Origin of the sequence: Lutibacter sp. (assembly GCF_041562875.1) — a bacterium.
Taxonomy (GTDB): Bacteria; Bacteroidota; Bacteroidia; order Flavobacteriales; family Flavobacteriaceae; genus Lutibacter.
Window position 1 is genome coordinate 1 of the sequence record NZ_JBFFOE010000064.1, and the last position, 14,357, is coordinate 14,357.

Consider the following 14,357-nt stretch of genomic DNA (forward strand, 5'->3'; position numbering starts at 1 on the left):
ACTTCTTCATCAATTGAAAATGAATTAGCCGATGTTTATGAGCATGTAAATTATATAGAAGTAAAACATTCAACTAAAACTTCAAACATTAGGTTAATTGACGCTATTTCTCAAGGACTTAAACAAAGTATGGAGCGCTTTGATAAACTAATTATTATGGGTCAGGATATAGCTGACTATGGTGGGGTTTTTAAAATTACTGAAGGATTTTTAGAACAATTCGGAGAAGAAAGAGTACGAAATACACCAATTTGCGAGTCTACCATCATTGAATCTGCTTTTGGACTTTCAATTAATGGATATAAATCTGTAGTTGAATTACAATTTTCAGATTTTATAACCTCAGGATTTAATCCAGTGATTAACTTGTTAGCAAAATCAAAGTATCGTTGGAATCAAAATTCAGATATTGTTTTAAGAATGCCTTGTGGAGCTGATGTTGGAGCGGGACCTTTTCACAGTCAAACAAATGAAGCTTGGTTTACCAAAACTCCAGGTTTAAAAGTAGTGTACCCTGCATTTCCTTATGATGCTAAAGGCTTATTAGCAACCGCTATTGAAGACGCAAATCCAGTTTTGTTTTTTGAGCATAAAGCTTTATACAGAACTATTTATCAAGAAGTTCCAGATGATTATTATACAATTCCGTTTGGGAAAGCTTCCATTTTAACAACTGGCTTTGATATTAGCATTATAACATATGGAGCGGGTGTTCATTGGGCATTAAAAGAAGTTAAAGAGCATCAAATTTCTGCGGATATTATTGATTTAAGAACTTTACAACCACTTGATACAGAGACTATTTATAAATCTGTAAAAAAAACAGGAAGAGTTTTAATTTTACAAGAAGACACTCTTTTTGGAGGTATTGCTTCTGATATTTCGGCTTTAATTACTGAAAATTGTTTTAAATATTTAGATGCACCTATAAAACGTGTTGGAAGTATTGAAACACCAATTCCTTTTGCAAAAAACTTGGAACAACTATTTTTACCAAAAACGAAATTATATGCTGAAATTTTAAATGTATTAAATTACTAATTATAAAACTTCAAATCTTATTTCAATCATACATAAAGAGATCTTCACAAGATACTTTTAATTTAATATTCTATTCAATTATTGCTAAATAAGTAAAACTAATTTTAGAAAGTTTGTTTTACTTCAATTGATTTAGCTGTTTTTGATTGTTTAGAATATTCATTAATTACTTTTTACACCCCCTTTAATAAGTGCATAAAAAAATATATGATAACAATCATTATTAATATTGACGTGTATCATAGTGATTCATAGAGTAAGCTATTAATTTAGTAAACATATAACATGAAGCTAATTTTAAATTACAATTCATTATGTCACTTATTAAATTTAACAAGCGTTTCCCTCTATTTAATCTAATGTTTCCTGATTTTACAGATACAGGCGAGTTATTTAATAAAGATTTTGATGGAACCATCACCGATGATATTCTAACAATTTCAGCAGAAAATAAAAAAATTATAAACAACACAGAAGATGATTATTCTCGTAAGGAGATTAAAGCTAAGTATGATAGTGGTGTTCTTAAAGTTCATTTAAGGAAATTGGAGATTTTAAAAAGTGAAGAACACAAGAAAGTATTTGAGACTGCTTAATCTTCTTTATGGAGGAATCCGAGAAGTATATTTTCTATTTCTCGGATTCTTAATTCTAAAAAAAACAATATGAAACATTTAATTCCAGAACAAAAAGCCACAAGTTTTAACAATAGTGTTGAATACTTACATAGTAAAACAAAAAATTGGATATCAGAAATTGAGTTTATTAAATTAGAGCAAGATTTTTTGAAAGAATTATTGGCTGATCATATTATAGGTTTATGTGACACTAACAATTTTAATAAAGCCAAGCTATTGTTAAATGGAATAAATCATGAAGCAAAATTAAGTGAAACACTTATAAAATCAATTAATGAGCATAATATAAATTTATCTCTATTAATTGAAAATAATTATCTAAAAAAAGAAAGTTTATTTAGAGAAAATCATGAATCATTAAAAATTGAAGTTAAAAATTATATAGAAAACTTTAAGTATATAAAAAAACAAGTATTTGAACTTATATTATTGATAATGAAAAAAGAAAAGCAACATAAACTGCTAACAAAATAAATTTATTAAATTATTTGACCGTTTTTAAATTTTAGTTCTTTGAAATTCTTAATGTCTAAATTTCAATAAATGCTTTTAAATAATTGTTAGGATGATAATTTCTGAAAAGTGTAAAAGTTGAGATTTTACAAGTAGTAATATGATGGAGTTATATTATTTGGGGTGAGATTAACTCTAAAATTATTACTACTATATATTCTGAATTTTGAAGCAAAATTTGTGTAGAATTAAAATTTAAAAACGGTTTTATTCTGAAATTCCCCAGTCAAATATATTAAACACAGAAATCCAATCATTTGGTAAATTAGCTTCAATTACTATATGTTCATTTGATATTGGATGCATTAATTTAAGTGAATATGCATGCAAAAATAAATTATGACAATTAAATTCTTGTTCAAACATTCTATTGTGAAAGCGATCTCCATATTTATAATCTCCTACAATTGGATGGCTAATTTTATTTAAATGAATACGCAGTTGATGCATTCTACCAGTAGCAGGTGTTAATTTTACTAACGAATATCTTGAACCATTATATGGATGTACGGGAATATCTAATTCTTTTATGCAAATTGGTTCACAAAAAGTTTCAGCATCTTTATATAACTTTGTATCAGGGTTTTTAACAGGCGAATTTATAAGCATTGATTCACTTACCAATCCTCGAACAATACCTAAATATATTTTTTTAATTTCATTTGTGGTAAATAAATCTTGAAATACAGCAACATTTTCCTTTTGTTTAGCTAAAAGCAATACGCCAGATGTTTTTCTATCTAAACGATGAACAGGATAAAAATTAGCATTAAATTGCTTAAATAACAAGTCTAATAAAGTAGGTCCATCCACATTTCTTGCGTAATATGATTTATGAATTAAAACATTATTTGGTTTATTCACAATGATAATATATTCGTCTTCAAAAAGAATTTCAATTTTCATTTTGCAAATATACAGGTAAAAAAGTAGTTTCAATCATCTTGCTTTTTCCTCTAAAAATGAATAGATATGTAACATAATTTTCAATAATTTAGATAATATTAACAAATATTTCAACTTAAGATGTGTGAATTTTGTAACTAATAAAAAAAAATATGTAACTTTATAAAAGGCATTCTAGGGTAAATTTACATCATATAATTTCAATAATTAAAACAACAATAAAAATGAAAAAAATATTAGTATTTGTACTTTTAGCTTCCATAGTTATTTCTTGTGGAACTCCAAAAACAGTTATCCAGTCTAAAAAAGTAATTAAAGGATACTGGTCATTAGACCAAATTACTTATAGCGAACCTGGAACTTTTGATGTAACCTTATTAAATGATGCTTCTAAAGATTGTTTTATAGGAAGCAAATGGCGTTTTATTCCAAACAATAATACAGGAATATACACTATTACTGATGCTCATTGCATACCAACAGGCGATCGTAATTTTAATTTCACCATTCAGCAAACAGATGCCAATACTGGCCTTTATGATTTCTTGTTGAAACCAACCGATGCAAAACAAAATTCTGCTGATAATACTGGGTTTAGACTTCAATTGGCACAATTAACTGAAACTACTATGAGATGGGAACAAACTGTTTCAGTAGAAGGAAAACCATTTATAATTTATATGAACTTTAATAAAATAAACGAATAATGAAAACATTCTTAAAAAAAATATCATTAGTGGCTTTAACATTAGTGTTTGTAGCTGGAATAAGTAGTTGTGAAGCTACAAAAAATGCAAATAACGCACAAAAAGGTGCCGTAATTGGAACTGCCGGAGGTGCAATATTAGGTGCTATTATTGGCAACAATGCTGGTAAAGGCGGTAAAGGAGAAATAGGCGCCGTGATTGGTGGTGTTGTTGGAGGAACTGCTGGTGTACTTATTGGAAATAAAATGGACAAACAAGCTCAAAAAATTGAGGAAGAAATTCCAGGGGCCAAAGTTGAACGTATTGACGATGGTATATTAGTGACTTTTGATGAAAATAGTGGTGTTCAGTTTGCAACTAACATGTATAATATCACTGCTTCATCTGAAATACTACTTACCAAATTGGCAAATATTTTAAAAGAATATCCTGATACCAATGTATTGGTTGTTGGGCATACTGACAGTAGTGGTTCAGCTGCATATAATATGACTCTTTCTGAAAAAAGAGCCAATGCAGTAACCAATTACTTTGTTAATACCAAAGGATTGGGTTCATCACGTTTTGCAACAACATGGTTTGGTGAAGATCAACCAATTGCTGATAATAGTACTGCAGAAGGTCGTGCTCAAAACCGTAGGGTAAATGTAGCGATTGTTCCAAATGACAAAATGAAAGAAGACGCCAAAAAAGAAAGTGGTGAAAACTAACTGTTAATTATTCATTTTAAAAAAGCTATTTAAAAATATTTAAATAGCTTTTTTTTATGACTTTACTTTACAAAAATCAAGAAATAAGTTATTCTTAAATATTTATGAAGTGAAAAAGTTTACTTTCGCTCTTTAAAAAATAACAGGTGCCATATTTTATAGACTTTCTAAATCAATATCATCTATCAATTATAAGTTTTTTACTTGCATTTTTAGCAACTGTAATTTTAGGACTTGGAAAAGCAGGAGTAAAGGGTTTAGGAGTTATAATTGTTACCTTAATGGCATTAGTTTTTGGAGGAAAAGCTTCAACAGGTGTTTTAATTCCATTAATGATAACTGCAGATATATTTGCTGTAATTTATTATCACAAACATACTCAATGGAATTTTTTATTAAAATTACTGCCAACTATGGTTTTGGGAGTAGTATTAGGCGTTTTTATAGGAAAAAATATTTCCGAAATTATTTTTAAACAAATAATGGCAGTTTTAATTCTATTAACTGTAATTATTATGATTTGGATGGATAGAAAAAAAGCTAAAAACATTCCAAATCATTGGCTTTTTTCAAGTGCTATGGGACTTTTATCTGGTATTACATCTATGATTGGAAATTTAGCAGGTTCATTTGCTGATATTTATTTTTTAGCAATGAGATTACCTAAAAATGAGTTTATAGGTACTGCAGCTTGGTTATTTTTAATTATAAATGTGTTTAAATTACCATTTCATTTTTTTGTTTGGAACACTGTAACTTCAGAAACTATTTTCTTAAATATGTTTTTGATTCCAGCTATATTTATTGGTTTTTTTACAGGTGTAGCAGTTGTAAAACGAATAAATAATGAAAATTACAGAAAATTTATATTAATAGCCACGGCTGTTGGAGCGTTATTGATATTATTAAAATAATATTTTTTTAAATGGAAGAACATTTTTATCAATGTCCATATTGTTGGGAAGAGGTTTCCATTTTATTAGACACATCAATAGATGAAAACTCATTTATTGAAGATTGTGAAGTTTGCTGCAATCCGTTGGAATTTACTGTGAAATTCATAAATAGAGAATTAATAAATTTTGAAGTGCAACAATTTCAATAATTTCAAAATTAACTCGCAATTGCCTTTTTCAATTGAGAAATTGATTGCATTCCTGATTGTCTCCATATTTGTTTGCCTTGCTTAAAAATTATAAAAGTAGGAACACCTTGAACTTGATATTTTGCAGCCAGAGTTTTATTAGCATCAACATTTATTTTAATAATACTTATAGCATCTTTGAGTTCAGACTTTAATTGTTTTAAAATTGGAGCCATGGATTTACACGGACCACACCAATCTGCTGTAAAATCAATAAGAACTGGAATATCTTGGTTGATAATTTCGTTGAATGACTTTTTCATTTTAATATTTTTTAGAATATACTTAAAGTTACAAAATCAACAATTATTATCACCAAAAATTAGTTGATATTTTATCTAATTATTCGTAAAATTAATAAAAGTAAATATCTTAAATTCAAGTAATTATAATAAAATAAAGAAATAGGGTAGTGGCTAAATCTAATTTTTAATTGAGAGATGTACCCGTTTTTTAGTCGCTTTTATATAAATCAACATTAAAATAGATAACATTCCACAAATGGCAAATCCAATAAATAAAGGAAGTGCCGTATTTGATACAAATCTACCAATGAAGGTACTAATTGGAACAGCCATCATAGTAGAAAGAAAACCCGTTATTGCAGCACCAATTCCGGCAATATGACCTACAGGCTCCATTGCCAAAGCTCTTAAATTACCAAACAAAAAACCAATAGCAAAAAACTGCAAACCAAAGAAAGATAATAAAATACCAATATGTGGGTTTGCTGATCCATGATATAGAATAATATAGAGTAAGGAAAAACTAAAAAAGGCAATAAGAGAAACGGTTACCATTTTTTCCATCCCATATTTAATAACCAGTGTTCCATTTAAAAAAGTGGCTGAACCAATTGCAATTGCCAAACCTGCAAATATGTAGGGAAATTGCTCTTTTAAATTATATTGTAACTGGAATATTTGTTGAGCAGTACTTAAATATACCATAAATGAGCCAGTTACAAAACCAGAAATAACAGTAAAACCAATGGTTCTTTTAGACTTTTTAATTTCGTTTAAACCATTTATAAAAATACGTCTGGTAAATTTAACTCGATTTTTTATATGTAAAGTTTCAGGTTGTCTTTTCCAAAACCACCAAGATACTAAAATACTAAAAATCAATTGAATATAAAATATTGCTTGCCAGTTATAATGATCTAAAATAAATTTTCCCATGGCAGGAGCAACGATTGGAACAAAAATAAAAACTACCGTAATAAAAGACATAATACGAGCCATATAATCACCATTATAAGAGTCTCTAACCATTGCTATACTTATAGTTCTTGGTGCAGAAAGTCCAATTCCTTGCAAAATTCTTCCAAAAATCATCATTTCTAAACTTTCAGATAAAACACAAATAATACTTGCAATAATAAATATCCCAAAACCCATATATACAATAGGTTTTCTACCTAAGCTATCTGAAATTGGGCCAAAAAATAAGGGACCTAATCCAAGTCCAAGAAATATCATGGTGATTAATAGTTGATTATCAACAATGTTTGTTGTACCAATAGAAAAACCAATAAAATCTAAAGCAGGCAATAAAGCATCTATAGCAAGGGCTACTATTGACATTAATGATGCCATAAGTGCTATAAATTCAAATTGAGAATGATTCTTTTTTTGCATTGTGCAAATGTACAGTAATTGTATTTGTAGTAAAATATTTTAGTATTGTAAAAAGTGATCACTGAATAAGAATTTGTAATTTGCAACTTATAAACCACGCATTTATGGACATATTAACCTTAAAGAATAATATTAAAGGCATTGATATTTATATTTTAGATCAAATATTAAAAGATCGCTATCAAGTAGGAGCAAAAATTTTGGATGCTGGGTGTGGTAATGGTAGAAATTTGAAGTGGTTTTATAACGCTGGTTTTGAAATTCATGGAACCGATACTAATATGCAAGGATTACTGCATTGTAAAGAAATATATCCATTACAAAAAGATAATTTTATAAAAGCGAGAATTGAGCAATTACCACATGAAACGAATAGCTTTGATCATGTGATTTGTAATGCTGTATTGCATTTTGCTGAAAACTTAAATCATTTTTTACAAATGTTAAATGAATTACTAAGAATATTAAAACCTCAAGGAAGTTTATTTATTAGAACTGCATCAAATTTTGGAATTGAAGAATTGGTTATAGCATTGGGGAATGGTATTTATAAATTACCCGATGGTTCAACTCGGTTTTTATTAACGACTAAAATTCTAGATGATATTAAAAATATGAATGGTGTTTTATTGATTGAAGATCTAAAAACAACAATTGTTCATAATAAAAGAAGTATGACAACATTAGTGATACAAAAGGAGGTATAATTGATATGTCGTTTAGGTTTATAAATATTCTATTTAACATAATATAAATTATAAAACAAATATACAGTAATTGCTGTATAGCCGTTTTTCAGGCTATTTACACATAATTGCAGATATAGCGCCTTTAGGTCTATATCGTTAGCAATTATGTTAAAAGCAATTACGGCTTAAGTTCTAGACTCTATTTGTAAGTTATAATTTATCAGCCGCATCAACTCGCAGATTCATAAAATTGAAACTCATTCAATTTTATAAACTCGTATGCTAAATATCCCAGAAGCCTTTTATTCCTTTACGATATTCTGTACTTGGGTTAGGAAAATTTTAAATATGCGATTCTCAGCGAACAGCATTTGGGTAAATTTGTAATTATAATTTGCCATTATGCTAAATTACTCAAATCTTTTTTATTTTATAAAGCTGTGTTCGTGATTACTTCGTAGTTGCCGCTGCCAACAACTTTATTGTTTTGTAAACACAAATGCACAGCATTCACGAGTTCATATAAAAACAAGTAAAAAACACACGAGTAATTTGCAGCCGCTTGCCAACGCCAAAAAAAGCAATCCTTTTAGTTTTGTTATTATATTCTGAATAAGTTTGAATATTCTCGTTCTAAAAGTTTTCAGAAACTTCTCGTTAAGTTGGCGCAACAGTTTACGGCATAATTTAGAAAGTCCTGTGGACTTTTGAAATTGTGAGCGAGCCTTTTAGCGTTGGCTATACCAGATAATCTCTAAACACTTGCTTAAATTTCGTTTCCAAATAAGCTTTCTTCCATTATGCTTATCTATTTTTTTTAATAAAAAAGAGAAATCGACTTTAGGAGATTCACGAACACTTAAAACATTAACATGTCGTGAGCTAAACAAAAAAATCAAAGCTGCATACGGGCAAACGTTAATAAAATGCACCTAAAGTGCATTTTTAGTGAAGCAGCGAGCTGGTGTGTTGGCGAAACAATTAACGGCTTATTCGCTATATTTTAGACGGCATAAATTGAAAAGATTGAGAATCTTTGAAATTTTGAGCGGGTTGACGCGATGGCAAGAATGCTTCTAACCCCCCTAAAATATGTACGCTCACTCGCCTATTGTTTTAGCCAAAGTTTTATGAGGCCGAAATATCATAAAGTATAATTCGTAATTCAATGGCTTTAGATGTATTCTTGATAATCTATTTCTTCCACACCAGTAATGTCATCAATAGTTTGAAATAAAGGTATGAAATGTATGAAATATTCTGCTTTTTTAAGTGACTTTATATGTTTTGAAAATTTAGTTTTCAGACCACTTGAGTCTTTAATTTTATATAATCCTGGAATTCCAGAAGGCTTTACCAGTTCATAATTAAGTAAAATTTCATCATCAAAATAATGTTCTATTGCTAAATAGAAATGTTCTCTTTCTTGTTTTACATAAATTTCTCTAAACTTTGGAATAGGGAGTTTTATACCATAAATGTTAGCTTCTTTCATTTTTTTAACTCTTTTGTAATCCTTGTAAAAGTCAAACTGTAATCCATCAAATTGATTGATACCTTCAGTGTCATGGTCAAATAAACCAATAATAATAGTATCATCAAGGGCAATAGGTTTTGCCTTGTCTAAAATAAATTTCACTTCTTTTGCCCCGCCACTTTTGTTGCCGGCAGGCTTTACTTTCCAATAAGGAATTTTATTATTTGTGAGTATTGTAAATGCGTGTTCTAAAATTTCTGCATCCGTAGATCCTTCAGTAATCAATGTGATTTTTTTATTAGATTCTATCAAGTCAAGATTAGAAAACCTTAACCTATTAGCAGGCAGTTTAATCAAGTCTTTAGTAACATTTCTCATTTTATGATAAGCTTTACCCAACTGTAGCTTAATGTCTTTATGATCTGAACTGCTATTGAAATATAGTGCAAATTCAGCAACCGTGACTAGATACGGATCCTTAAGTATTGAAGTTTCGTCTAATAGTTTTTGAAGATATAATGAATTACTAATCCTTTTCGAGTGGAAAATGGCAGCTATTGTTAATAGTTGATACCCTGTGTTTGTTTCACCTTCTTCTTTATACTTTTCTAATAATCGATTAAAAGCTAAACTTAAAGGTTCACAAAGTGTAGATGATAAAAAATTTAAGTAAAAATAGTACATATTAAAAATCGATAATGCCGGAAGTCGCATTTTCTTAAATAATAAAATATCCCCATCAGAAATAATTTTTTTATACCAGTCGTGAAGAATTAAACTTTGGTTTAAAGACAATAGAACAGCTTCTTCTCGAAGTTTATTGTCTGTTTGATATAAAGCTTGCAATAAATAACCTAGCCCCTAATATTGCATTATTATGCTCCTCTAACTTTGATGCTCCTTTAACTTTTGCTATGATATTTATAAGGAAATCAGGCATATCTTTTGACTGACCAGCAAAAAATATAGCTACATTTTGCCAGTTTAAATCAAGAAAATTATCTACTAAATCTTTTTCTAAATTTCTTTTATGTTTAAAAATTTCTAAAGAAGCATAATATTCTAGAAATGATTTGTGTGAAAAGTTGACGTATTCTTCTTCTTCAATTTTTAATATACCAGAATTGTCTATAAAAAAATGTAGAAATTCTTCAATTACCTCAGTTGCTACACTACTTGATTTTGCTTCAAAATACTCTTTAAAATATTTAACAAAATTTATCTTTGAAAATGGTCGACCATTATTATTCTGTAAGATTTCTAAAGCATAAACGGATAAAATGCGTTCTCTGAAATTAAAGTCAATTATGTCAAACTTTTTAGTTGCAGTAATCTTTCCTAAAATAAGTTGATTAAAGTTATCATAAATATCCGAAATTGTAGCAGGTATCTCATAATTTTCCTTTTCATAAACTAATGCAATAAGAGATAGTGAAAGAGGTGTTAATGGCAATCTCTCTAAAATCCTATGATCTTCCAAAGCATCAATTAGGTCACTTGAAATACCATTATCATTAAAGAACCTTGAAGTAAATTCTTTTATCTGAGTATCATTAAACTTCCTTAATTGAAAAAAACTAACATCTTCATAATATGAGCTTATTTTTCCTGTTTTTATAGATCTGGTCGTTAATATATAGCGAATATTTTTAGACTTAGATAAATGATTTAGCTGTTCAACCACACCAATCTGTTCATTTTCTTCAAAATCATCAATATTATCAATTAATAATAAGATATTATAAGATTGAATAATTTCATTCCAATCACCTGGAACTCTATCTTTTAATAGTTTTGTAGAAGCTGTCTGAATATTGAAATCTGAATTAAAAAGTAATATTGGAGAAATAAAAATCGGTAATGTTTTCAAGTCTTGTTGTTCTTCTATTTGAAGTCTACCTATTTCTTTTAATAAAGTACTTTTCCCAGAGCCTGTATCACCTTCAATAACACAAGACTTTGTCCTTTTCATAATATCAATTTCTTGAACTCTATTAAGCTGCGTACTATTGCTTTCTAAATCACTTTTAATTTCAAATATTCGAGGTTTTACATAAATTTCAATAAGCCTTTTGGCCTTAGATTCAAGACCTTGTATATTTAGTAATGCCGATTTTTCGACCATTTCTTCTAAGAAATACTTTTCGTAACTTACTAAATCAAAATTTTCATACATCCAAAAGTTAGGGAAATGAGACTCTATTAAGTCTGATAAACTTTCCCTTTGCATAATTTCTAAATTGAAATTAATAGCTAAATTTATTGTGCTTTCTACAGATTTAGAAATACTAAAACCTGAAATTAACATCATGGAGTTAGGATTGCTTGCTTTGTGTGCTAACTTTAGTTTTTCTATTAATTCTTTGGCTTCAACATTGTTTCCTGAAAGAGTTTTTTGATAAAGGTAAAATGTAGTAGTTAATACAGATAATCCCTCTTTTGTTTCACCTGTGATGATATTAACCTGGTTACTTTTTAAATTTTTATATCCTTCTTTTTCCAAAAGGCTGAAAACGACTTCTTTCAATCTTAATATTGAAAGTGTTTCTAATTGGTTTGCCTTTTTATTCATAGTTTATTTTTTTATCTTAACAAATATAAGAATAATCCCATTCACACACATTATACTTCCCTCCTTTCGTCAGTCAGTATAATAAGTGTTTATTCGCTACTCTTTTATTTTGCAAATAAGAGCTCGTGAACCTCTTACCTCGGTTTCACTAACATTATAGAAGTATCCTTTTAGTATAAGACTTTTCATAAAATACAACCTTAAACTTTGCTTTTAGCCAAATGGAGTGCAACGAAATTCGCGAACTCCTATTTATAATAAAAAAAAGTGAGCAAAGCAAGGTAATCCTTCGGCGAAAAGCTCAGGACGGGTACTACCCTAACATTATAATACAAATTACAACATTTTGTTTTTTTTAAATTTAATGTATTCAAACTACTATATATTTATTATAGGAGCCTTTATTTAAACAGATGAAAGTTAAACTTTGCTTTTTAGTTATAGTTCACTATTGTTTACTTTTGCAGTTCAATTGTAATTAATACTCATCTATCTTAAAAATGAATCAACTTTCTTTTTACTTAAAACAACTACTTTGGTATACTTCATTTAGAACTACTTTTTTAAGCAATCCAAATAGATTATTGGCTATTAAAGCAACGATGGTGATTGGAATACTTGTTATTTTAATGGTGACTATTAATCTACCTTTTTATGCTGTGTCATTAGGTTTAGGAGCTCTTGCAGGAGCCCTTTCTGAAACAGATGATCATCCCAACGGACGCTTAAAGTCTATGGTTTTAAAAATTATTAGCTTTGCTATATCAAGTTTTTCGGTAGAATTGTTGCAACCATATCCCATACTATTAGGTATTGGACTTGCTTTGTCAACATTTGTATTTATTTTAATTGGAGGTGTAAGTGAGCGTTTTAGAGGTGTAACATTTGGCGCTTTATTAGTGGGTATTTATACCATGATTGGAACGCACATTAGTCCTAATTGGTACATACAACCTATTTTACTAACCTCTGGGGCTTTTATTTATGGCATTTTTTCATACATACTGTTACGTTTAAAACCGTATAGTCTATTGGAAGAACAAATAGCTAGAGGTTTTTCAGCACTCTCATTGTATTTAAATGAAAAATCAAAGCTTTTTCCCAGCAATAATGATGAAGAAAAAGAAATAAGAGCAAAACTAGCGCTATTAAATGTGCAAACTGTTGAAGCATTAGACAGATGCAAAGAAGTTTTAAATAGCTATGGAGAGTCTCTTACAAATCAGCAACCATTACAACCGTATTTGTATTATTTTATGGTTTTGCAAAGTTTGCATGAACGAGCAGCATCTAGTCATGAGCGCTATGATTTATTAAGTGCCAATCCTTCAAATAGTGATTTAATTGGTGGAATTCGTCAATTATTACATGAACTCTCACATGCAACTCAAAATTTCGCAGAAAGTTTACTTACTGGGATTCCCTATAAGCATCCAATAGCTTTAGATTGGTTGACAAAAACAATTCATAATTCACTTCAAAACAATGAGTTGAAGCCTTCACTACCTATAAAATTATTGATTCGTAATTTAACGCAGTCTCATGAAACTTTAAAAACAATTCATGAAAATTATGATACTGAAATATTGCCTAAGTTAGAAAAAGAGACCCGTACTTATTTTGAGCGATTAAAAGTTCAGCTAAATATTAACCACCCAAGAATGCATCACGCTTTAAGGTTAAGTGTTTCTTTTTTAATTGGTTATGCAATATATGGATATTTTCATATCGCAAAAGGAGAATGGATTGTGCTTACTATTTTATTTGTACTACAGCCTAGTTATAGTGAAACAAGAAAGCGATTATTACAAAGAATCTTAGGAACTTTTGCGGGTGTAATTATTGGGATATTAGTTATTAAATTATTTTCTTTTTCAGGGCAAATTGTTTTAATGCTTACTTCGGCCTATTTATTTTTATTTTGGATGAAACGCAAATATTCAACAGGTATTATTTTTATTACCATTTTTGTATTGTGTGCATTTAATATTATAGCCAATAAAGGAGTTGATGTCATGGCGCCGCGTTTAATAGATACTTTAATAGGCGCTTTTATTTCGTTTATTGTCGTTCGTTTTTTATGGCCCAATTGGCAATACAAGAAATTACCAAACTTATTAAGTGAGGTAATCCTTAAAAATACGGCATATTTAAAAGCTATTTTAAACGAATATAAAAATCCTATAACGGATGATTTAACCTATAGAATTGCAAGAAGAGAAGCACACCGGGCAGATAATGCGTTGGTTATGGCTTGGCAAAATATGCAATTAGATCCTCAAAAACATCAGAAACTAAAAGAAACAGCTTTTACACTAAC

The 14,357-nt window shown here is 29.0% G+C and carries 14 protein-coding genes; 9 read left to right on the forward strand and 5 right to left on the reverse strand.

Annotated features, from left to right (window positions below; all coding sequences use genetic code 11):
• The 3 genes from ABY863_RS09455 to ABY863_RS09465 all read left to right on the forward strand — a co-directional run.
• On the forward strand, window positions 1–1,041 hold a 1,041-nt coding region (locus tag ABY863_RS09455; RefSeq protein ID WP_372794181.1), incomplete at its 5' end, for an alpha-ketoacid dehydrogenase subunit beta.
• A 314-nt stretch (window positions 1,042–1,355) separates the two neighbouring features.
• Window positions 1,356–1,637 (forward strand): hypothetical protein, encoded by a 282-nt coding sequence (locus ABY863_RS09460; protein ID WP_372794183.1) that lies wholly within the window; start codon window positions 1,356–1,358, stop codon window positions 1,635–1,637.
• Window positions 1,638–1,706: 69 nt separating this feature from the next.
• Window positions 1,707–2,153 (forward strand): hypothetical protein, encoded by a 447-nt coding sequence (locus ABY863_RS09465; RefSeq protein ID WP_372794185.1) that lies wholly within the window; start codon window positions 1,707–1,709, stop codon window positions 2,151–2,153.
• A 246-nt stretch (window positions 2,154–2,399) separates the two neighbouring features.
• Here ABY863_RS09465 and ABY863_RS09470 read toward each other — a convergent pair whose 3' ends face one another.
• Entirely contained in the window at window positions 2,400–3,098 is a 699-nt protein-coding gene (locus tag ABY863_RS09470; RefSeq protein WP_372794187.1) for a pseudouridine synthase, read from the reverse strand.
• Window positions 3,099–3,322: 224 nt separating this feature from the next.
• On the opposite strand from ABY863_RS09470, the gene ABY863_RS09475 reads away from it, so the two are divergent.
• From ABY863_RS09475 to ABY863_RS09490, 4 genes are all read left to right on the forward strand, one after another.
• On the forward strand, window positions 3,323–3,805 hold the full coding sequence (locus ABY863_RS09475) for a lipocalin family protein (RefSeq protein WP_372794189.1): 483 nt from the start codon (window positions 3,323–3,325) through the stop codon (window positions 3,803–3,805).
• Window positions 3,805–4,515 carry an OmpA family protein gene (locus tag ABY863_RS09480; protein WP_372794191.1) on the forward strand — a complete coding sequence of 237 codons (711 nt, stop codon included), beginning with the start codon at window positions 3,805–3,807 and terminating at the stop codon, window positions 4,513–4,515. The genes ABY863_RS09475 and ABY863_RS09480 overlap by 1 nt, the downstream gene beginning before the upstream one ends.
• Window positions 4,516–4,661: 146 nt before the next feature.
• Complete coding sequence (locus tag ABY863_RS09485) at window positions 4,662–5,429, forward strand: sulfite exporter TauE/SafE family protein (protein ID WP_372794193.1); 768 nt, start codon at window positions 4,662–4,664, stop codon at window positions 5,427–5,429.
• 11 nt (window positions 5,430–5,440) lie between these two features.
• The gene (locus tag ABY863_RS09490) at window positions 5,441–5,620 is read left to right on the forward strand and encodes a CPXCG motif-containing cysteine-rich protein (RefSeq protein ID WP_372794195.1); all 180 of its coding nucleotides are present in this window, start codon (window positions 5,441–5,443) and stop codon (window positions 5,618–5,620) included.
• A gap of 8 nt (window positions 5,621–5,628) precedes the next feature.
• On the opposite strand, the gene trxA is transcribed toward ABY863_RS09490, so the two are convergent.
• The gene (trxA, locus tag ABY863_RS09495; RefSeq protein ID WP_372794206.1) at window positions 5,629–5,940 is read right to left on the reverse strand and encodes a thioredoxin; all 312 of its coding nucleotides are present in this window, start codon (window positions 5,938–5,940) and stop codon (window positions 5,629–5,631) included.
• 141 nt (window positions 5,941–6,081) lie between these two features.
• On the reverse strand, window positions 6,082–7,299 hold the full coding sequence (locus ABY863_RS09500) for a multidrug effflux MFS transporter (RefSeq protein ID WP_372794196.1): 1,218 nt from the start codon (window positions 7,297–7,299) through the stop codon (window positions 6,082–6,084).
• 104 nt (window positions 7,300–7,403) lie between these two features.
• Between ABY863_RS09500 and ABY863_RS09505 the strand changes: the two genes are divergently transcribed.
• Window positions 7,404–8,006, forward strand: coding sequence for a class I SAM-dependent methyltransferase (locus tag ABY863_RS09505; protein ID WP_372794198.1), 603 nt, complete (start codon window positions 7,404–7,406; stop codon window positions 8,004–8,006).
• Window positions 8,007–9,162: 1,156 nt separating this feature from the next.
• On the opposite strand, the gene ABY863_RS09510 is transcribed toward ABY863_RS09505, so the two are convergent.
• Both ABY863_RS09510 and ABY863_RS09515 read right to left on the reverse strand, forming a co-directional pair.
• Window positions 9,163–10,149 carry a hypothetical protein gene (locus ABY863_RS09510; protein WP_372794200.1) on the reverse strand — a complete coding sequence of 329 codons (987 nt, stop codon included), beginning with the start codon at window positions 10,147–10,149 and terminating at the stop codon, window positions 9,163–9,165.
• A gap of 133 nt (window positions 10,150–10,282) precedes the next feature.
• Window positions 10,283–12,037: an NACHT domain-containing NTPase gene (locus ABY863_RS09515; protein ID WP_372794202.1), complete on the reverse strand. Its 1,755-nt coding sequence runs from the start codon at window positions 12,035–12,037 to the stop codon at window positions 10,283–10,285.
• Window positions 12,038–12,537: 500 nt separating this feature from the next.
• On the opposite strand from ABY863_RS09515, the gene ABY863_RS09520 reads away from it, so the two are divergent.
• Window positions 12,538–14,357: FUSC family membrane protein (locus ABY863_RS09520; protein WP_372794204.1), on the forward strand; the 1,820-nt coding region annotated here is incomplete at its 3' end.

Bases quoted from the DNA above. Each gene is read 5' to 3' on its own strand.
- ABY863_RS09460 (WP_372794183.1), top strand. From the start codon at position 1,356: ATGTCACTTATTAAATTTAACAAGCGTTTCCCTCTATTTAATCTAATG.
- ABY863_RS09465 (WP_372794185.1), top strand. From the start codon at position 1,707: ATGAAACATTTAATTCCAGAACAAAAAGCCACAAGTTTTAACAATAGT.
- ABY863_RS09470 (WP_372794187.1), bottom strand. From the start codon at position 3,098: ATGAAAATTGAAATTCTTTTTGAAGACGAATATATTATCATTGTGAAT.
- ABY863_RS09475 (WP_372794189.1), top strand. From the start codon at position 3,323: ATGAAAAAAATATTAGTATTTGTACTTTTAGCTTCCATAGTTATTTCT.
- ABY863_RS09480 (WP_372794191.1), top strand. From the start codon at position 3,805: ATGAAAACATTCTTAAAAAAAATATCATTAGTGGCTTTAACATTAGTG.
- ABY863_RS09490 (WP_372794195.1), top strand. From the start codon at position 5,441: ATGGAAGAACATTTTTATCAATGTCCATATTGTTGGGAAGAGGTTTCC.
- ABY863_RS09500 (WP_372794196.1), bottom strand. From the start codon at position 7,299: ATGCAAAAAAAGAATCATTCTCAATTTGAATTTATAGCACTTATGGCA.
- ABY863_RS09505 (WP_372794198.1), top strand. From the start codon at position 7,404: ATGGACATATTAACCTTAAAGAATAATATTAAAGGCATTGATATTTAT.
- ABY863_RS09510 (WP_372794200.1), bottom strand. From the start codon at position 10,149: ATGTACTATTTTTACTTAAATTTTTTATCATCTACACTTTGTGAACCT.
- ABY863_RS09515 (WP_372794202.1), bottom strand. From the start codon at position 12,037: ATGAATAAAAAGGCAAACCAATTAGAAACACTTTCAATATTAAGATTG.